This window comes from Kocuria sp. JC486, assembly GCF_011602805.1.
In the GTDB taxonomy this organism is placed as follows: Bacteria; Actinomycetota; Actinomycetes; order Actinomycetales; family Micrococcaceae; genus Kocuria; species Kocuria soli.
This window is the reverse complement of record NZ_JAAOZS010000003.1, coordinates 98,097-117,043: the sequence shown is the minus strand read 5'-3', so window position 1 is coordinate 117,043 and position 18,947 is coordinate 98,097. Positions and strand designations below refer to the sequence as shown.

At 66.7% G+C, this 18,947-nt stretch carries 17 protein-coding genes and 1 other RNA gene; 8 read left to right on the top strand and 10 right to left on the bottom strand.

Annotated elements, in window-relative coordinates:
- Positions 1–78: 78 nt before the first annotated feature.
- The gene (locus GWK18_RS02770) at positions 79–1,575 is read right to left on the bottom strand and encodes a GuaB1 family IMP dehydrogenase-related protein (protein ID WP_166833045.1); all 1,497 of its coding nucleotides are present in this window, start codon (positions 1,573–1,575) and stop codon (positions 79–81) included.
- A 396-nt stretch (positions 1,576–1,971) separates the two neighbouring features.
- Here GWK18_RS02770 and GWK18_RS02765 point away from each other — a divergent pair, with 396 nt between their 5' ends.
- Positions 1,972–5,868, top strand: coding sequence for a multifunctional oxoglutarate decarboxylase/oxoglutarate dehydrogenase thiamine pyrophosphate-binding subunit/dihydrolipoyllysine-residue succinyltransferase subunit (locus tag GWK18_RS02765; RefSeq protein ID WP_348535811.1), 3,897 nt, complete (start codon positions 1,972–1,974; stop codon positions 5,866–5,868).
- A 214-nt stretch (positions 5,869–6,082) separates the two neighbouring features.
- A complete protein-coding gene (locus tag GWK18_RS02760; protein ID WP_123825276.1) occupies positions 6,083–6,682 on the top strand; it encodes a GDSL-type esterase/lipase family protein in 600 nt (199 codons plus the stop codon).
- Between the two features lie 384 nt (positions 6,683–7,066).
- Here the strand turns inward: GWK18_RS02760 and rsrA are convergent, their stop codons facing one another.
- Together rsrA and GWK18_RS02750 are read right to left on the bottom strand one after the other, a co-directional pair.
- The gene (gene rsrA / locus GWK18_RS02755; protein ID WP_123825277.1) at positions 7,067–7,381 is read right to left on the bottom strand and encodes a mycothiol system anti-sigma-R factor; all 315 of its coding nucleotides are present in this window, start codon (positions 7,379–7,381) and stop codon (positions 7,067–7,069) included.
- 8 nt (positions 7,382–7,389) lie between these two features.
- Positions 7,390–8,271, bottom strand: a complete 882-nt coding sequence (locus GWK18_RS02750) for a sigma-70 family RNA polymerase sigma factor (RefSeq protein ID WP_123825278.1) — start codon at positions 8,269–8,271, stop codon at positions 7,390–7,392.
- A 295-nt stretch (positions 8,272–8,566) separates the two neighbouring features.
- On the opposite strand from GWK18_RS02750, the gene GWK18_RS02745 reads away from it, so the two are divergent.
- The 4 genes from GWK18_RS02745 to hisN are packed head-to-tail and all read left to right on the top strand — an operon-like array spanning position 8,567 to position 12,612.
- Positions 8,567–9,124, top strand: a complete 558-nt coding sequence (locus GWK18_RS02745) for a DoxX family membrane protein (protein ID WP_123825279.1) — start codon at positions 8,567–8,569, stop codon at positions 9,122–9,124.
- A 34-nt stretch (positions 9,125–9,158) separates the two neighbouring features.
- Positions 9,159–10,568 carry a 3-phosphoshikimate 1-carboxyvinyltransferase gene (gene aroA, locus GWK18_RS02740; RefSeq protein WP_166833041.1) on the top strand — a complete coding sequence of 470 codons (1,410 nt, stop codon included), beginning with the start codon at positions 9,159–9,161 and terminating at the stop codon, positions 10,566–10,568.
- Positions 10,565–11,665: a ribosome small subunit-dependent GTPase A gene (rsgA, locus tag GWK18_RS02735; RefSeq protein ID WP_123825281.1), complete on the top strand. Its 1,101-nt coding sequence runs from the start codon at positions 10,565–10,567 to the stop codon at positions 11,663–11,665. The genes aroA and rsgA overlap by 4 nt, the downstream gene beginning before the upstream one ends.
- A gap of 23 nt (positions 11,666–11,688) precedes the next feature.
- Positions 11,689–12,612 (top strand): histidinol-phosphatase, encoded by a 924-nt coding sequence (gene hisN / locus GWK18_RS02730; protein WP_166833039.1) that lies wholly within the window; start codon positions 11,689–11,691, stop codon positions 12,610–12,612.
- On the opposite strand, the gene GWK18_RS02725 is transcribed toward hisN, so the two are convergent.
- From GWK18_RS02725 to prfB, 4 genes are all read right to left on the bottom strand, one after another.
- Entirely contained in the window at positions 12,593–13,246 is a 654-nt protein-coding gene (locus GWK18_RS02725) for a DUF4190 domain-containing protein (RefSeq protein WP_166833037.1), read from the bottom strand. The genes hisN and GWK18_RS02725 overlap by 20 nt on opposite strands.
- A gap of 138 nt (positions 13,247–13,384) precedes the next feature.
- Positions 13,385–13,753, bottom strand: a transfer-messenger RNA (tmRNA) gene (ssrA, locus tag GWK18_RS02720).
- Positions 13,754–13,878: 125 nt separating this feature from the next.
- Positions 13,879–14,364, bottom strand: a complete 486-nt coding sequence (gene smpB, locus GWK18_RS02715) for an SsrA-binding protein SmpB (protein ID WP_166833035.1) — start codon at positions 14,362–14,364, stop codon at positions 13,879–13,881.
- 42 nt (positions 14,365–14,406) lie between these two features.
- Positions 14,407–15,528, bottom strand: coding sequence for a peptide chain release factor 2 (gene prfB / locus GWK18_RS02710; RefSeq protein ID WP_123825285.1), 1,122 nt, complete (start codon positions 15,526–15,528; stop codon positions 14,407–14,409).
- Between the two features lie 309 nt (positions 15,529–15,837).
- On the opposite strand from prfB, the gene GWK18_RS02705 reads away from it, so the two are divergent.
- Together GWK18_RS02705 and GWK18_RS02700 are read left to right on the top strand one after the other, a co-directional pair.
- Positions 15,838–16,287, top strand: coding sequence for a hypothetical protein (locus GWK18_RS02705; protein ID WP_123825286.1), 450 nt, complete (start codon positions 15,838–15,840; stop codon positions 16,285–16,287).
- Positions 16,288–16,378: 91 nt separating this feature from the next.
- On the top strand, positions 16,379–16,807 hold the full coding sequence (locus GWK18_RS02700) for a hypothetical protein (protein WP_166833033.1): 429 nt from the start codon (positions 16,379–16,381) through the stop codon (positions 16,805–16,807).
- A 40-nt stretch (positions 16,808–16,847) separates the two neighbouring features.
- Here the strand turns inward: GWK18_RS02700 and GWK18_RS02695 are convergent, their stop codons facing one another.
- From GWK18_RS02695 to hpaH, 3 genes are all read right to left on the bottom strand, one after another.
- A complete protein-coding gene (locus tag GWK18_RS02695; protein ID WP_158609555.1) occupies positions 16,848–17,261 on the bottom strand; it encodes a GNAT family N-acetyltransferase in 414 nt (137 codons plus the stop codon).
- A gap of 123 nt (positions 17,262–17,384) precedes the next feature.
- Complete coding sequence (locus GWK18_RS02690; protein ID WP_123825289.1) at positions 17,385–18,176, bottom strand: HpcH/HpaI aldolase/citrate lyase family protein; 792 nt, start codon at positions 18,174–18,176, stop codon at positions 17,385–17,387.
- The gene (gene hpaH, locus GWK18_RS02685; RefSeq protein WP_123825290.1) at positions 18,161–18,946 is read right to left on the bottom strand and encodes a 2-oxo-hept-4-ene-1,7-dioate hydratase; all 786 of its coding nucleotides are present in this window, start codon (positions 18,944–18,946) and stop codon (positions 18,161–18,163) included. Before hpaH ends, GWK18_RS02690 begins: the two co-directional genes overlap by 16 nt.
- Position 18,947: the final 1 nt, after the last annotated feature.

Below are 18,947 nucleotides of genomic sequence, written 5' to 3'. Positions count from 1 at the left end.
CGTCGGTGCGTCTACTTGATAATGATTTTCATGTGCGCTGGGATCGTAGCAGACCCTCCTGCGAACAGAGGGGCGGCGTCAGCCCCAGCTCTCGCGGCGAGCCTGACCCTCCTCGTAACCGGAGAGGTTCTGCACCCCCACGACGGCGCGGTCGGCGAACTGGCGCGGGTTGGTCGCACCGGCGTAGGTCATCGAGCTGCGGATCCCGGCGGTGATGTGATCGACCAGGTCCTCCACGCCAGGGCGTCGCGGGTCCAGGTACATCTTGGAGCTCGAGATGCCTTCTTCGAAGATGGCCTTCCGGGCACGCTCGAAGGCCTCCTGGCCCTGCGTCCGATTGAGAACGGCACGGGTTGAGGCCATTCCGAAGCTCTCCTTGTAGTAGCGACCGTCAGCGTCTTGGTTGAGCTCCCCCGGCCCCTCCCAGGTCCCGGCGAACCAGGACCCGATCATGACCTGGCTGGCCCCCGCGGCCAAGGCCAGCGCCACGTCTCGCGGGTACTTGACCCCACCGTCGGCCCAGACGTGGGCACCGAGTTCAGCCGCAGCCGCGGAGCATTCGAGCACTGCCGAGAACTGCGGGCGCCCGACGGCGGTCATCATGCGCGTCGTGCACATCGCCCCCGGCCCCACGCCGACCTTCACGATGTCGGCACCGGCGTCCACCAGGTCCCGCACGCCGTCGGCGGTCACCACGTTGCCAGCGACGATCGGGTGGTCCGGGGCGGTTTCGCGCACGATCGAGAGGGCTTCCACCATCTTCCGCTGGTGTCCATGGGCGGTGTCCACGACCAGGACGTCCACTCCGGCGTCGACCAACTGTCGGGTCTTGTCCGCGACGTCCCCGTTGATGCCAACGGCCGCGCCGACCTTGAGCGCACCGTTGGCATCGAGGTTGGGCGTGTAGATCGTGGAGCGAACCGCACCCTGACGGCTGATCACCCCGACCACCCGCTCGCCGTCGACCACCGGAGCCACGTGCACGCGGGCGCGTTCCAAGCGGGTGCTGGCCTGGGCCATCGCCTCGTAGAGCCCGGCGGCGCCGGTGGACGGTGCACCGGAGTCGCTCGTCTTCCCCGCGGTCAACTCGTCAACCGTGAACACGGGGACATCCGTGCGCATGACCACGTGCAGCTGCGTGAACCGGTCGACCTGCTGGCAGTCGCCCTCCAGCACCAGGCCCTGGAACCGGCCGTCGTCGTCGGTGACCACGATCGACGCGTGAGCATGCCGACGCAACTTGGCCAGGGCATCGTGAACGGTGTCGTGCGGCCGCATGGAGCGCACGGACTCGAAGTGGGGTGACCGGCTCTTGACCCAGGCCGTTTCCCGCGCCACCACGTCCGCCGGGATGTCCTGCGGCAGAACGCCCAACGCTCCGCGTCGAGCCATGGTCTCGACCATGCGCTTACCTGTCACGGCGGTCATGTTCGCCGCCACCAACGGAGTGGTCGCACCCGTTGGGTCGGCCGTGCGCAGGTCGACGTCGAAGCGCGAGGTGATGCGCGAGGACGACGGCACCAGGAACACGTCGTTGTAGGTCAGATCCGTGACGGGGGTGTTGAGAAAACGCACGCGCACAACTGTAGGGCGTAACGGGCGCACGGGGCACCTGTCCGCCATGTCGAGGGCGAGGGTCCTGCATTCGCCACCGAGGCACACCGGGTGCCGGATTCCGCGGGTCACGAACTGCGACGACGGCGAACCGGTGGACCCGCCGATCGGCCGTCAGCTGTTGGCCGTATGTTGCCGCGAACACTAGACTTGCGCGAAGTGCGACCGTCCGGCTGCTGACGGCGTCTCGAGATCGACGGGGAAGGTCGGTGACCGTGGGTGACCAGCGTTGGTCGCCCACGTCGCGGCCCAGATCACCCATCGATTCTCGGGACCGGGATCTCTGCCGGGTTCGCGGCCGACTGGCGTGACCAATGAGGGTCACCGGATCAAGACGAGAGAATGAGGCGTAGCCAAGTGGCGAGCACACCACGAGACCTGATCCCCGAAGAGTTTGCGGGCAACGAATGGCTCGTCGAGGACCTCTACAAGAGGTATCGAGCCGACAAGAACACGGTGGACAGGGACTGGTGGCCCATTTTCGAGGCCATGGACAAGGCTGACGGCGACCAGGCCGGTACCCAGGCCGCTACGGACTCCTCCGGCACCAAGCCCGATTCCAAGACCGATGCCGAGGCTCCGACCGGCGAGAAGGCCCCCGCCACCTCGCAGCGTTCCGACGAGGCCGCGACCACCGAGGCCGGGCCGCCCAAGACGCCGCAGCAGGCAACCTCCGACGTGCAGCCCAAACCGGCGGCTCAGCAGAAGGCCGCCGAGCGCGCCACGACATCCGGAAGCGCCGACGCAAAGGCTCCCATCAGCAAGGCCCAGGCACCCAAAGCCACCGCGAATCAGGCCCAGGAGAAGAAGACCACCGTGGATTCAGCTGCATCGACCTCCGGCAAGGCACCCGCTGAGCAGGAGGCCCAGGACCAGATCGTGAAGCTGCGTGGCCCCGCCAAGGCCGTTGCCGCGAACATGGATGCGTCCCTGACCGTCCCCACGGCCACCACCGTGCGCGCCGTTCCGGCCAAGCTGTTGATCGACAACCGCATCGTGATCAACTCCCACCTGGCCCGCAACCGCGGTGGGAAGGTCTCCTTCACGCACCTCATCGGCTACGCGGTGGTCAAGGCGCTCAAGCACTTCCCGTCCATGAACGTCAGCTACGACGTCCAGGACGGCAAGCCCGTTGCCATCCAGCCCGCCCACGTGAACTTCGGTCTGGCCATCGACCTTCCGAACAAGGACGGTTCCCGCAACCTGGTGGTCCCGAACATCAAGGGTGCCGAGGACCTGGACTTCCGTCAGTTCTGGGACGCCTACGAGGCCATGGTCAAGCGTGCCCGCAAGGGTGAACTGACCATGGAGGACTACGCTGGGACCACGGTCTCCCTGACCAACCCCGGTGGCATCGGCACGGTGCACTCGGTTCCGCGTCTGTCCAAGGGCCAGGCCGCGATCATCGGTGTGGGTGCGTTGGACTACCCGGCCGAGTACCGCGGGTCCTCCCCGCGCACCCTGTCGCGGATCGGCGTTTCCAAGATCATCACCCTGACCTCCACCTACGACCACCGCGTCATCCAGGGTGCCGGTTCGGGTGAGTTCCTCAAGCTGGTCGAGTCCTACCTGCTGGGCGACGAGTTCTGGGACGAGATCTTCCAGGGCCTCAAGGTCCCCTACGAACCGGTCCGTTGGGCCCAGGACAACCAGGTCAACCCGGAGACCCAGGTCAACAAGGTCGCCCGCATCCAGCAGCTGATCCACGCCTACCGCGTGCGCGGTCACATGATGGCCGACATGAACCCGGTGGGCTACACCATGCGGACCCACCCGGACCTGGACATCCGCACCTACGGGTTGACCCTGTGGGATCTGGACCGTGAATGGCCCACCGGTGGCTTCGGCGGCGCACCGACCCTCACGCTGCGCACCATCCTTGGCCTGCTGCGTGACGCCTACTGCCGCACCGTAGGCGTCGAGTACATGCACCTGGACACCCCCGCCGAGCGTGAGTGGTTCCAGGGCGAGCTCGAGAAGGGCTACACCAAGCCCACGCGCGACGAGCAGTTCCGCATCCTCAGCCGACTCAACGCAGCAGAGGCTTTCGAAACCTTCCTGCAGACCAAGTACGTCGGCCAGAAGCGCTTCTCCCTGGAGGGCGGCGAGTCCCTCATCCCGCTGCTGGACGCCGTCATCTCGGACGCCGCGGACGAGAACATGGCCGGTGTGGTCATCGGCATGGCCCACCGTGGCCGTCTCAACGTGCTGACCAACATTGCCGGAAAGTCCTACGCTCAGGTCTTCCGCGAGTTCGAGGGCAGCCAGGACCCGCGTGCCTCCGAGGGCTCCGGTGACGTCAAGTACCACCTGGGCACGGAGGGCACGTTCACCTCAGACAACGGCAACCAGACCCAGGTCTACCTGGGCGCCAACCCGTCACACCTGGAAGCCGTCGACCCCGTGATCGAGGGCGTCGCACGCGCCAAGACCGATGTGCTGGCAGCCGGTCCCGAAGGCGACGGTTCCTACCCAGTCCTGCCGATCCAGGTCCACGGTGACGCAGCGATGGCGGGCCAGGGCATCGTGTTCGAGGTCATGCAGATGTCCCAGCTCCCGGCCTACAAGACCGGCGGCACCGTGCACATCGTGGTCAACAACCAGATCGGGTTCACCACCGCACCGGAGGCGGGCCGCAGCTCGGCTTACGCCACGGACGTCGCCCGTTCCGTGCAGGCCCCCGTCTTCCACGTCAACGCCGACGATCCGGAGGCCGTGACGCACGTGGGTCAGCTGGCCCTGGCGTACCGCCAGAAGTTCAACAAGGACGTCGTGATCGACCTGATGTGCTACCGCCGTCGCGGCCACAACGAGGGCGACGACCCGTCGATGACCCAGCCGCTGATGTACCACACAATTGAACAGAAGCGTTCGACCCGTAAGGTCTACACCGCCAACCTGGTCGGCCGTGGTGACATCAGCCAGGAAGAGGCGGATCGCGCGCTCAAGGACTACCAGGAACGCCTGGAACGGGTGTTCACGGAGACCCACGACGCCCAGACCTCCGACGTCCCGCTGGTCACGGGCGACGCCGCCGCGATCGCGAACATCGAGCGCCCGTCCGCCCAGCAGACGGACTCCGGGGTCTCGATCCCCCGGTCCACCGCCGTGTCCGCGGAATCCGCTCGCCGCCTGGGCGAGGTGCACCTGGAGGTCCCCGAGGGCTTCACCGTGCACCGCAAGCTCACCAAGCTGCTCGAACGCCGCGCCAAGATGACCGTCGAAGGCGGCGTGGACTGGGGCATGGGCGAGATCATGGCGTTCGGGTCGCTCATGATGGAGGGCATCCCCGTCCGTATGTCCGGCCAGGACGTGCGCCGCGGAACCTTCACGCAGCGGCACGCCGTGTTCTTCGACAACGTCACCGGTGACGAGTGGACCCCGTTGAACCACCTGATGGACGACCAGGCTCCCCTGTCGATCTACAACTCGTTGCTCTCCGAATACGGCGTCCTCGGCTTCGAGTACGGCTACTCGGTCGAGCGTCCCGACGCGTTGACGGTGTGGGAGGCCCAGTTCGGTGACTTCATCAACGGCGCCCAGACGATCGTCGACGAATTCGTCTCCTCGGCCGAGCAGAAGTGGGGTCAGCGTTCGTCGCTGGTCATGCTCCTGCCCCACGGTTTCGAAGGCCAGGGCCCGGACCACTCATCGGCCCGTATCGAGCGCTTCCTGACGCTGTGCGCCGAGAAGAACATGATCGTGGCACAGCCCTCCACCCCGGCCAACCACTTCCACCTGTTGCGCCGCCAGGCCTACTCGCGTCCGCGCAAGCCGCTGATCGTGGCCGCTCCCAAGCAGCTGCTCCGGCTCAAGGCCGCCGCCTCGCCGATCGAGGAGTTCACCTCGGGCACGTTCCAGACCGTGATCGAGGACCAGGCGGGCTTGGATCCCAAGGCGGTCACCGATGTCGTCCTGGTCTCGGGTCGCCTGTACTACGACCTGATCGCCCACCGCAAGGAACGCGGCGACAAGACGACGGCGATCGTGCGCGTCGAGCAGCTCTACCCGCTGCCGCTCGAGGAGATCAAGGCCGAGCTGGCCCGCTACCCGGAGGCGAATGTCGCCTGGGCGCAGGACGAGCCCGCCAACCAGGGTGCCTGGCCGTTCATGGCGGTCAACCTGGTGCCGGAACTCGACCGGAAGGTCCGCCTGATCTCCCGCCCCGCGTCCGCCTCCCCGGCCAATGGTTCGGCCAAGCGGCACGCCCTGGAGAACGAGACGATCCTCGAGGAACTCTTCGACAACCGCTGAGTCACCTCCACCCACACGGCGCCGCGCACGGAAAGGGGGCGGGGCCGCGGGGCGTTGGCAAGCAAGGAGCCCCCCCCCCCCCCCCCCCCACCCCCCCCCCCCCCCGGGCGGCCCCCGCACGGGACAGATCTGGGTCGCCGTGTACCGTTGACAAGCAAGCACCCATGCCCCCCCACCCACCCCTCCCCCAAGAGCAGATCGAAGAAGGACAGCTGTGGACCAACGCAGGATCAGAATTGTCGCGGTCGGTGACGAACTGCTGGCCGGCACCGGTGACCCCCGAGCTCTCGGATGGTACGGCCGTGTGCTGGCGCGGACCCCCCACGACGTCGTCCCGATTTCCTCGTACGTTCTGGCCGCTCCGGGCGAAGGTAGTGAGACCCTCAACGACCGCTGGTTCGGCGAGGCCGCTCGTCGGTTCTCGTCCGGAGCCGACAACCGCGTGGTCATCTCCCCGTCGACGGCGGACGTGGACCTGGGCATCACCACGGCACGTTCGCGGCTCAACATGGCCAACATCGTGGACACCGCATCCCAGAACAACATCAAGGTCCTGGTGGTCGGCCCTCCCCCCACGCTGGATGCGGATCGCAACCGGAAGATCGCTGACCTGTCTGCGGCCTACGCCGACGTGGTCACCCGCCGCAATCACATCTACGTGGACACCTTCAACCCGCTGCAGCACCACGAGCAGTGGCGCAAGGACCTATCCGCCAACGACGGTCAGCCAGGCCAAGCCGGGTACGGTCTGATCGCCTGGCTGGTTCTGCACCGCGGGTGGTACTCCTGGCTGGACCTGCCCGAGCCTCAGTGACCGACCGACCGTTCGCGGCCTGTACTCACGCGGGTCAGCCTGTGTGCTTTGCCGCCGTTGGGTGGTGCGGGCTCGCGGATGTGCGAGAATGGTCGGCAGTGTCTCGCCCCGGAGCAGATTGGACCCGGGCGAGAATCTCAAGCCCATCCGGTCAGCACATCTAGGAGGTTCGCATGAGCAAGCGCGGACGCAAGCGTAAGGATCGCCGCAAGAACGGGGCGAACCACGGCAAGCGGCCCAACGCCTGAGACCTCACGCCCTCGCGGCGTGGATTCCTCAGCCGTTCGGCTACACATGGAAGGGGCCGGGCACTCACTGAGTGTCCGGCCCCTTCCATGTTCTCGTCCGGTTCCCCTCGCGGGACGGGCGGGATGACGGATGGCATCAGCCTCTCGGTGTCTCCCCGCAGGCCTCGTGGATGCGGGTCATGATCGCCGAGCGCAACGTGTCGGGCGCGGTCTCACTGCAGGAGCGCTTGACGACCGTCCGGATGACTTGTTCGAGCTCGCTCTCATGAGTGCAGTCCTCGCAGGACTCCAGGTGTGCGGCGATCTCCTTGAGGTCCTCGACGGTCAGCGCCCCGTCCAGGTACTCATAGATCCTCTCGACCTGTTCGCCACTGCATCCACACGGTGCTGCCGCACCGTCCAGCGGTGCGGAGGGAGCTGTTGACTCCTTCTGGATGGCTTGCTCGTTCATGCCTGCCCTCATGCTTCCTGCGGTCGGTGGTCGGTCGCGGCGCCGTCGGTCCCGGTGCCCGCTGCGGCCGTGACCGCTGCCTTCGCGCTCGTGGTGGCGCCCTGAGTCGTTGAGGTCTTGCGTCGGCCCGTGCCCGAGGTGTCGATGCCGCGGTCCGTCGCGTAGTCGGAGAGCTTCTCCCGTAGGAGCTTCCGCCCGCGGTGCAGCCTGGACATGACCGTTCCGATGGGCGTGGCCATGATGTCCGCGATCTCCTTGTAGGCGAAGCCCTCCACGTCCGAGAGGTAGATCGCCAGCCGGAACTCCTCCGGGAGGTCCTGGAGCGCCCGCTTCACGTCGGAATCGGGCAGGTGGTCCAATGCCTCGACCTCCGCCGACCGCAGCCCGGTCGACGAATGCTGTTCGGCCCGGTGCAGCTGCCAGTCCTCAACCGTGTCCGTGTTGGCCTGCTGCGGTTCGCGCTGACGCTTGCGGTACAGGTTGATGTAGGTGTTCGTCAGGATCCGGTACAGCCAGGCCTTGAGATTGGTCCCCGGCTTGTACTGGTGGTACGAGGAGAACGCTTTGGTGTAGGCCTCCTGGACCAAGTCCTCGGCATCCGCTGAGTTGCGTGCCATCCGCAGAGCGGCCGCGTAAAGCTGGTCGACGTACACCATCGCCTCGCGTTCGAAGCGCACGGCGCGTTCGGCGGGGGTCTCGTTGGCCACGTCCACGAAGCTGTCCTCCGCGGCGTCGTCCTCAGGGTTCCCCGCGGAGTCGTCGTGGTCGGGATCGATGCCCTCGAGTAGTTCTGGCGCGGGTTCTTGCGGCACACTCGCCTCCGGGTCGTTGCGCCCGTTGGGCTCCCCGGGTGAGCCCGGAGTGGTACGCACGGTGTCGTCGTCGTTCATTGCCGACAAGTCTAGGCCCGCGGTGCCCACGGTCGGCTCTCGGTCGAGCACAGCTGTTCGAGCGTCCACGGCCACATCGGCACCGTCCTTCCCGTCTGTCTCTGGCTCTCGTCTTTTGCTTGTCGCGTCATTGGCTGCACGGACTGCATGCCCCTGACCCGACCACAAGCGGCAACAACCTGCCCGTCGCGAATGTTCCTGCCTCCCGTAAGGCTGGTTAGGATGGAACAGGTCGGAGGGCCGGGACGCAGGTTCCCGGCGTCGTTCGGCCCCCGTAAACGTCTAGGAGGACCCCATGAGCATCGTCCGCCGCATCGCACGTCCGCTGCTGGCCACCGGTTACATCGTCAACGGTATTGACAGCTTCCGTAACTCATCGGCAGCCGCAGAGCACCTCGATCCCGCTCTGAGCACCATGCGTCGTGCCGTCCCGCAGGCGGCCCCGGCTCTGAACAACTCCGCCGTCGTGGCGCAGGGCCTGGCCGCGGCTCAGGTCGCATCGGCAGCCATGTTCGCCCTCGGCAAGGCCCCCCGCCTGGCGGCCTCCGTGCTGGTCTCCACCACCGCGGTCAACGCGTACCTGGACTTCCGTGCCTCGGACAACGGCACCAAGGAACAGCGTGCCGCGCGTCGCAACTCCGCACTCAAGAACGTGTCCCTGGTGGGCGCCACCATGCTGGCCGCCGTGGACACCGAAGGCAGCCCGTCGCTGATGTGGCGCGCCGAGCACTTCGTCAACGACGTCCAGAAGCAGGCCGAGGGCATCGGCAAGGACGCCTCCAAGCGGTGGGAGCAGGCCCAGAAAACAGCCGCCAAGAAGGCCAAGAAGGCACAGAAGACGGCCTCCGCCTGATGCGCTGATCCGCGGATCAGCACCACAACCTGACATGCGCTCGAACGGAGAATTCGTGGTCCACGAAGAGTCCGGGAAAGCCACCGCAACAGAGCCGACCACGGTCCATCCACTGTGGTCGGCTCCGTTCGTGGGGGCCGACCCCGTCGAATCGTCGCTGACTGTCCCCGGCTCCAAGTCCTTGACCAACCGGTGGCTGGTTCTGGCTGCGTTGGCCGACGGACCGTGCCGGTTGCGTTCTCCCCTGCACTCCAGGGACTCCGCCCTGATGATCGCCGCGCTGCGGGAACTGGGCGCCACGATCACCGAGATCCCGGGCGATTCTCCGTACGGCCCCGATCTGGGCATCGAGCCCATCCCACGCCCCTTCACCGGTGGGGACGAGCAGCGTTCCGTGGACTGCGGTCTCGCAGGGACGGTCATGCGATTCGTGCCGCCACTGGCCGCCCTGATTCCAGGAGCCACTCAGTTCGACGGCGACCCCCACGCACGCAAGCGGCCGATGGGACCCGTGGTCCAGGCCCTGCGTGGGCTCGGCATCACGGTGGACGACGGCGGCGCCGGCGCCCTGCCGTTCACGATCCACGGCCCGGCCGAGGGTGGCACGGTGACCGGAGGTGTCCTGTCCGTGGATGCCGCCGGTTCCTCCCAGTTCGTGACCGCCATGTTGCTGGTGGGTTCGCAGTTCACAGAAGGCCTGACGCTGCGGCACGACTCCCCCGCCGGAGCCGCGGTGCCGTCGATGCCGCACGTCGAGATGACCGTCGACGTCCTGCACCAGGTGGGGGTGCGGGTGGATGATTCGGTGCCCGCACAGTGGACCGTTGCCCCCGGTCCGATTCGCGCCTTCGACGTGCGGGTGGAACAGGACCTGTCCAATGCGGGCCCGTTCCTGGCCGCCGCCGTGGTGACCGGTGGGACAGTCACCGTCCCGCACTGGCCGGAGGAGACCACTCAGGGTGGTGCTCACTGGGCGCAGATCCTCCCGCGCTTCGGCGCCACCGTCGATCTCCAGGACGGGCAGTTCACCGTGAGGGGGCCGAGCGTGGTCACCGGTGTGGACCTGGACCTGTCCGAAGCCGGTGAGCTGGCCCCCACGGTTGCGGCGATCTGCGCCGTGGCCACCTCCGAATGCCGGTTGCGCGGGATCGCCCACCTGCGGGGCCACGAAACCGACCGACTGGCCGCGCTGACCGCAGAGATCAACCGCCTGGGCGGGGACGCGGAGGAGACCGCCGACGGCTTGATCATCCGACCCGCCGCATTGCGAGGAGGCGAGTTCCGCTCCTACGACGATCACCGCATGGCCACCGCGGGCGCCGTGATCGGGCTGGTCGTTGACGGCGTACGGGTGGAGAACATCGCGACCACGGCCAAGACCCTCCCCCAGTTCCCCGAGCTGTGGGCGGACATGGTGACCGGGTCCGCGCGGGGGCGCGGATGAGCAACCGTCGGAATTCGGTGGACTACGACTGGGACGAATCCGACGTCCGGGTCCGGGCCAACAAGAAGGGCACCCGGCCCAGGACCAAGGAACGTCCGGCGTTCGAGGACGCGGAGACCGGCCGGGTGGTGACCGTGGACCGGGGCCGCTACACGGCGGTGGTGGCCGAGGACACCGACGACGAACGGTTGGTGACCGCAGTCCGTGCCAAGGCCCTGCGACGAACCCCGGTGGTCGCAGGGGATCTGGTGGGACTGGTCGGCGACACCACCGGCGCCCCGGACACCCTGGCCCGACTGGTGCGGCTGGAGGACCGTCGAACGCTGCTGCGGCGCAGTGCCGATGACACCGACCCCGTGGAACGCGTGGTGGTGGCCAACACGGACCAGTTGGTGATCGTGGTGGCTGCGGCGGACCCCGAACCGCGGACGGGATTCATCGACCGCTCCCTCGTTGCCGCCTACGACGCAGGGATCGAGCCCTTGTTGTGCATCACCAAGACGGACCTTCGGGATCCCGCCTGGTTGATCGAGCACTACCGTGCACTGGATCTGACGGTTCTGACCTCCGGCCCGGCCGGTGCGGGCTCCGAGGCCTCCGACGACTCCCTCCCCCTGGACCCCGCCTTGGTCCAACAACTGCGCGAACACGTGGACGGCAAGGTCTCCACCATGCTCGGCCACTCGGGGGTGGGAAAGTCCACCCTGGTCAACGCGCTCACGGGTGCGGACCGGGCCACGGGCGGAGTCAACGCCGTGACCGGACGTGGCCGCCACACGTCGTCGTCCGCTCTTGCGCTGCGCGTCCCGGACACGGGACCCGGGACGTGGATCATCGACACACCCGGGGTGCGGTCCTTCGGGCTCGCTCACGTGGACCCGGACCGGATCGTCGAGTCCTTCGACGAACTCGGCGAGGCCATCGCCGACTGCCCCAAGGGCTGCACGCACCTGGCAGACGCCGTGGGTTGTGCCCTGGACGCGTGGGTGGCCGACGGGCACGCGGGAGAGGCCGGGCCTGCTCGGCTGGAGTCCCTGCGCCGGTTGCTCGGGTCCGGGCGGGACGAGGAGCAGAACGAGAAGCACCTGGGGCGATGAGGTGATCGGCTAGCCTGGAGGTCATGCGATCTCCCAGCACCTACACCGATGACATGCGCCTTGCCCACGTACTCGCGGATGCCGTTGATGCCCTGACCACGCGCCGTTTCAAGGCCCAGGACCTGCAGGTGGGGACCAAGCCGGACCTGACGCCGGTCACCGACGCGGACCGGGAGGCGGAGCAGTTGATCCGCTCCCAGCTGGCCCGCGCCCGCGGGCGTGACAGCGTCCTGGGGGAAGAATTCGGCAGCACTGGCGGCGGCTCCCGCCAATGGGTGATCGACCCCATCGACGGCACAAAGAACTTCGTCCGCGGTGTTCCCGTGTGGGCCACCCTGATCGCCCTGATCGACGACGGCCAGCCCGTGGTGGGCGTGGTCTCCGCACCGGCTCTGGGCCGACGCTGGTGGGCTGCCACCGGGTCCGGGGCCTGGACCGGCCGTTCCCTGGCCAAGGCCGAACAGATCCGCGTGTCCCAGGTGGATCAGCTCGAGAACGCCTCCCTGTCCTTCTCGTCGCTGACCGGGTGGAAGGAACTCGGCCGACGCGACGCACTGATCGACCTGACCGACCGTGTGTGGCGGACGCGCGCCTACGGGGACTTCTGGTCCTACTGCCTGCTGGCCGAGGGGGCGGTGGACATCGCAGCCGAACCCGAACTGAACCTGCACGACATGGCCGCCCTGGTGCCGATCGTTGAAGAGGCCGGCGGACGGTTCACGGCACTGGACGGCACCCCCGGGCCGTTCGGCGGCAACGCCGCGGTCACCAATGGGCGCCCCCACGAACGGGTGCCCGAACTCAGCGCCGCCTGCCCGGGCCCCCCGCCCCCGACGACGGCCCCCCTCGCCTGCCGTGAACTGTTCAGCGGAAGCCGAGGGGCGCCGTCGTTGACTCGGCTTTCACCGCGAAGGTCAGGAAGACAGGTCAGGAATTGGAAGTGTTGACGACGTCCTGGAGGCACTGCTCGTAGGCGGCCTGGTCCTGGTCCTCCATGTACTGCGAGATGCATTCCTGGGCGGCCGGATCCTGCATGATCTGCCAGGCCATTCCACCGACCACGATCCAGAAGGTCAGCGCGATGCCGCTGAGCACCAGGCCCACGATGCTGAGGATCAGGCCCGTGATGCCCAGCCCTTTGCGGGATCCAGGGACCTTGCGCGCCTTCATCAGAGCCATGATCGCGAAGACCAGACCCAGCAGCGCCAGCAGGACCGTGAGGCCCAGGAAGAACAGGACGATGCTGATGATGCCCAGCACAAGCGCCGCGATGGCCAGGCCACGGCCCGGCGCCACAGGCGGGGCCACATAGGGCTGGTCGTACGGGTTCTGGTTGTTCCCGCCCGCCGCGGGGACGTAGTAGTTCTGGCCGCCGTGACCGGGCTGACCGTACTGCGTGGGCTGGGCAGATTGGGCCGGGCCGTTGTCGTTCCACGGCTCCTCGGCGTTCCGAGCGCCGTCGGGCCCGCCTTGTGCAGGCTGTCCGTACTGCGGCTGCTGCTGTCCCTCGGGGACGCGCACGCCGTACTGCGGGGGCTGCGCGGAAGGATCGTTCGTGTTCTGGGGACGTTCGTAGCTCACGTCGGTGGACCTCCGGTGCCTGGGTGTGCTCGGACTTGGACTGGTTCCAGTCTTCCACAGTGCAACCTGCAGGCCTGGTCGTACACAGACGAGGGCCGCCCCCACCGTGACGGTGGAGACGGCCCTCGTCCGAACAAATGGTGGAGATGGGGGGAATTGAACCCCCGTCCGGTGCAGTGTCATCAAGACTTCTCCGGGTGCAGTGTGCGTGTGATTTTCTCAGCCCTGGCCATCATGCACACAAGTGACCAACGGGCTCAGTCGCGTGAAAGTCCCTCAGCAGCCCGCGACGTGCTGCTGAAGCATTGGCCTTCTAGCTGATGCCAGGTCCCGGGCCGAAGGCGAACCCGGGCTGACAGACTGCTGTCGCTGAATCAGGCAGCGAGAGCGAAGTCAGTGCGCTTGGAATTGGCACTTATTGGTTTGCACAGAACGTTTACGAGATGACTGCGCATTCTCGACCCGCTTCTCTCGAATCGACTCACACCGTCGAAACCGATCATCCCCGTATGTGGTTGTCAACCAACTTCCGGAACCTCGCGTTCCCGCTGGATCCGGACGTTTCATCATAGCCGTCCACCGCCGCCGCGGACAAGGTGCATGAGGCAGCGACGACGACGGTGGGCCCGCACTCAGCGCATGTTGCGGTAGCGCATCGCGCGCTGTGCCTCGCGGTTGTCCTGGGCCTCGCGCAGAGCCTGGCGCTTGTCGTACTCGCGCTTGCCGCGGGCCACGGCGATCTCGCACTTCACCCGCTTGCCGTCCAGGAAGTACAGGCTGAGCGGCACGATCGTGAAGCCGGCTTCGCGGGTTTTCTGCTCGATCTTGGCCAGCTCGCTGGCGTGCAGCAGCAGCTTGCGGCGGCGCTTGGCGGAGTGGTTGGTCCAGGAACCCTGGAGGTACTCGGGGATGTGCACGTTCTCCAGCCACAGTTCACCGCGGCGATCGAATCCGCAGTAACCGTCGATCAGCGACGCACGCCCCATCCGCAGGGACTTCACCTCGGTACCCATCAGTGCCAGTCCGGCCTCGTAGGTGTCCAGGATCTCGTAGTCGTGCCGGGCTTTCTTGTTGTTCGCGACGATCCGGCGGCCGTCGTCGTTCTGTTTCTTTGCCATGTGTTTCTGGGTCCGCTCGATCCGCACCGCGACGGAGCAGACTTACTCCTCGGAAGCGTTGTTCAGGGCACCCGCGCGCCAGCGGATTCCGGCGTCGACGAACGCGTCGATGCCGCCGTCGAAGACCGACTGGGGGTTGCCCTCTTCGTGGTTGGTGCGCAGGTCCTTGACCATCTGGTACGGGTTGAGCACGTAGGAGCGCATCTGGTCGCCCCAGGATGCCTTGACGTCCCCGGCCAGTTCCTTCTTCTTGGCCTCTTCCTCCTGCTTGCGCTGCAACAGCAAACGGGACTGCAGCACGCGCAGGGCGGCCGCACGGTTCTGGATCTGCGACTTCTCGTTCTGCATGGACACGACGATGCCCGTGGGGATGTGGGTCATGCGCACGGCCGAGTCCGTGGTGTTCACGGACTGCCCGCCGGGGCCCGACGAGCGGAAGACGTCGATCTTCAACTCGGTCTCGGGGATCTCGATCGTGTCATCGGACTCGATCAGCGGGATGACCTCCACCGCCGCGAAGGAGGTCTGGCGGCGGCCCTGGTTGTCGAACGGGGAGATGCGCACCAGGCGGTGCGTCCCGGCCTCGACGGACAAGGTGCCGAAGGCGTAGGGCGCCTTGACCTCGAAGGTTGCGGACTTGAGCCCGGCCTCTTCTGCGTAGGAGGTGTCCAGGACCTTGGTGGTGTAGCCGTGGCGCTCGGCCCACCGGAGGTACATGCGCATCAGGATTTCCGCGAAGTCGGCCGCGTCCACTCCGCCCGCGCCGGAGCGGATGGTCACCACGGCGTCGCGTTCGTCGTACTCACCGGAGAGCAGCGTGGTGATCTCCAGGTCGGCCAGGGACTTCTTGACCGACTCGAGTTCCTCCCCCGCCATCTCCAGGGTGTCGGCGTCGTCCTCCTCCTCGGCGAGCTGCACCATGACCTCAACGTCGTCGATCCGGCTGGCGAGCTCGTCCAGGCGCTTGAGCTCCGCCTGCTTGTGGGACAACTTGGAGGTCACCTTCTGGGCGGACTCGGGATCGTCCCACAGGTCGGGTGCAGCCGCCTGTTCGTTGAGGTCTGCGATGTCCGCGCGCAGTTGATCCACGTCGGACACCGCCGCGATGGAGTCATAGGTCGAGCGCAGGTCACGCAGTTCCGCGGGAAAATCGATGGAGGCCATAGCTGTACAGCTTAGTTCATGGCGGCAAACCGCTGAGTTCATGGGCACAAACCGCAGTCGACACCGCCCGCCGGCCACCTGCTCCGCCTCCCCCACCGGGCCCGACGCCGTCGTCGCCCTTTCCCCTTCCGCCGAACCCTCGCGAAACTCGCTGATCCACCCGCGATTGCCGAGTTTCGAGAGGGTTCGGCGGAAGGGGAAGCGGGAGGGCAGGCGCCCGGTTCGGCACCTTGCTTCCGTGGAAGGGCCATCCGGGAGACAATCGCAGGGACGCCCATCTCCGGTGGGCCAACGCCCGGAAGGAACCCCATGCCGTCACTGTCTCTGAATCCGTTTAAGCTGGCCGAGAATCTTCTCGACTTCGACGACAAGAACCTGGGGCGCAAGGGCGAGGTGGTCGACGACATGATCGACCTGCGCAAGAAGATCGCCGAGTACCAGAGCGGGCAGGACACCTGGGACATCTGGTCTACCGTCACTCGGGAGAAGATCCAGTGGTCGCGCGTGGACATCATCCCCACCTACCTGGTGGACCGGATCGATCAGATCCTGGACATCATCGACCCTCGAGCCCGTGAGGACTGGCGCGACCGTGACATCGCCCTGACCACGCTGGACAAGCTCATCACGGACCAAATCCGGATAAATACCTGCCCCGATGCGCTGCTCCGGCAGGTCAAGCAGCTTAAGTATTGGCGCGACGGCGCCTGGAAGCGCTATCCCCTGCGGGCCGAGCACCGGCAGCTGCCGGAATGGTGAGGTCTTCGCGACTGACCTAGTCTGGCCTTGTCACGAAGACCCCCCGCTTCGTGCTGCACCTTGGACCGAACCGTTTCATGAGGAGCGCACAGTGGGACTTCCCGAACGTCTGGTGAGCAAACGCGGATCACGGCTGGCAAGGCTGGCTCTGATGCCCTTCAACATCTCCATCCCGGCCGCCGTGGAGATCGGCAAGGACTTCCGGCTGGTGCACTACGGCTTCGGGACGATCATCCTGCCCGAGGTGACCATCGGTGATCGCGTTCGGATTTATCACCAGGTCACGGTGGGGCGTAAGGACGCGCATCTGACCCGCGACCAGTCGGATTTCGAGCGAATCGTGATTGGCGACGACGTCGTCCTGTTCCCCGGGTGCAAAGTGCTCGGTGGCCCCGGCGTCACGACGATCGGCAACGGCACCATGATTGGCGCCAACGCCGTGTTGCTGACCTCCACCGGCGAGAACGAGATCTGGGCCGGCAACCCCGCCCGCTTGGTGGGGCACCGCAAGGACCTATAGCGACGGCCCCTGTCCGCCGAACCCTCCCGAAACTCGTCCATCAACCCGTGATCCGCGAGTTTCGCGAGGGTTCGGCGGGATGTACGGGCCGCTCCCACAGAGCACAGGTGGTTGAGACCCTGCCGGACGTGTACGGCTTGATCACACCGGTTGGTTCATAGCCCATGGCCGCCCAGAACGGTTCCGCAGCGTCCCGGTTGGTCTGCACAATGTCAAGTTGGATTCGGTCGACCTCAGCCCAGTGGTTCACCTCATCCAGAAGCGCAGCGTGGAATCGGGACCCCAACCCCTCGTGTTGCCGCGCACCACGAACCATCAACAGCCCGATGTACGCCATCTCGGTGGACGGGTAGCCACGAATGACGTCGGCAAAGGCCAAGAGATTGTCGTCGTCGCCCAACCATCCGAAGCCGTACTTGGCGTCCGCTGATGTGTCTGGCGGCAGCGTGGTCAACTTAAGGTGAGCCGCTCCGGGACCGGGCGGGTGGCCCTCAACTCGTTGAAAGTACCCCGGGGTCGCCTCGTAGAGCGCTTGTAGGGCCGCAACATCATCTTCCGTGATGGGACTCAGCAAGACTCAGCGGCCCCAGGTGCCTGCGGTGGCGCGCATGCCTTGGGCGAGAACGGTGACGTCCGAGGTAACGGCGATGAAATCCGCTCCGGCATCGGCGTACTTCTGCGCCTGAGCCGGGTCGAACGCGTTGACGCCCACGCGCTTGCCCGCGGCCTTGACGGCCTGGAACACGGTGTCCACGGCAGCCAAGACCTCCGGGTGCGTCTGCTGCCCCAGGTGGCCCATGGACGCCGCAAGGTCCGAAGGCCCCACGAACACCGCGTCCACACCGTCCACCGCGGCGATCTCGGCTGCGTTCTCGACGGCGGTAGCCGACTCAATCTGCACTGTCAGTGAGACCAGCTCGTGGGCACGAGTCAGGTAGTTCTCCACCCCGTTCCAGCGCGCCGAACGGGCCAGGGCGCTACCAACCCCGCGAACACCACGCGGCGGGTAGAACATCGTGGCGGAGGCCTGCTCGGCCATCTGCCGGGTGTCGACCATGGGCACGATGATGTTCTGCGCACCGAGATCCAGGAACATCTTGATCAACGCGGTGTCCAGCGCGGGCACCCGCACCACGGGAGTGGCCGGGTAGGGCGCGATGGCGCGTAGCAACTCCGCCGTGGATTCGAGCCCGATCGGCGAGTGCTCACCGTCCAGGAGGATCCAGTCGAGTCCCGACGACGCCGTGATCTCCGCGGCAACCGGTGAACCCGAGCAGACCCAGCCACCGATCAGCGCCGGATCACCAGCCCCATCAGCAGCCGCGAGGCGATCCCCGAAGGTCGGCGGCAGCTCTACACGAAACGGCATGTGATTGCCCCCAGCTCGTTGTAGTCCGCGTGCACGGTGTCCCCCGCCTCGACCCACATGGGGCGGGTGAAGGACCCGGCAAGAATCACCTCGCCGGCTTTGAGGCCGTCGTCATGCTCGGCAAGCTTGTTGGCCAGCCACGCCACCCCGGTGGCGGGATGATTCAGGACGGCCGCGGCCACCCCGGATTCCTCGATCGTCTCGTTGCGGTACAGCAGTGCCGAGACCCAGCGCAGGTCGACGGCGTCCGGGGCCACGGGCCGTCCACCCAGCACCATGGCGCCCAGGGCAGCGTTGTCCGAGATGGTGTCGACGATGGTCCGTCCCTCCATCTCGATCCGCGAGGACAGGACTTCCAGGGCCGGCACCACGTACTCGGTAGCACGCAGGACGTCGAAGATCGAGACATCGGGCCCGGTCAGATCGTTCTTCAGCACGAATGCGAGTTCGACCTCGATCCGCACGTTGGAGTACTGGCCGTGCTCGATCACGGAACCGTTCTCGTAGACCTGGTCGGCGAAGATCGTCCCGTAGTCCGGTTCGGTGATCCCGGTGGCCACTTGCATGACCTTGGACGTCAGGCCGATTTTGCGCCCGGCCACGCGACGGCCGGCCTGGATCCCGCGCTTGCGCCACTCGTTCTGCACCGCGTAGGAGTCCTCCACGGTCATCTCCGGGTACTGGGCGGTCAAGCGCGGGATCATGGTCCGCTCCGCCTCTGCCCGCGCGAGGTCGTCGGCAATCGTGCTGAGCTGGTCCTGCTCCAACATG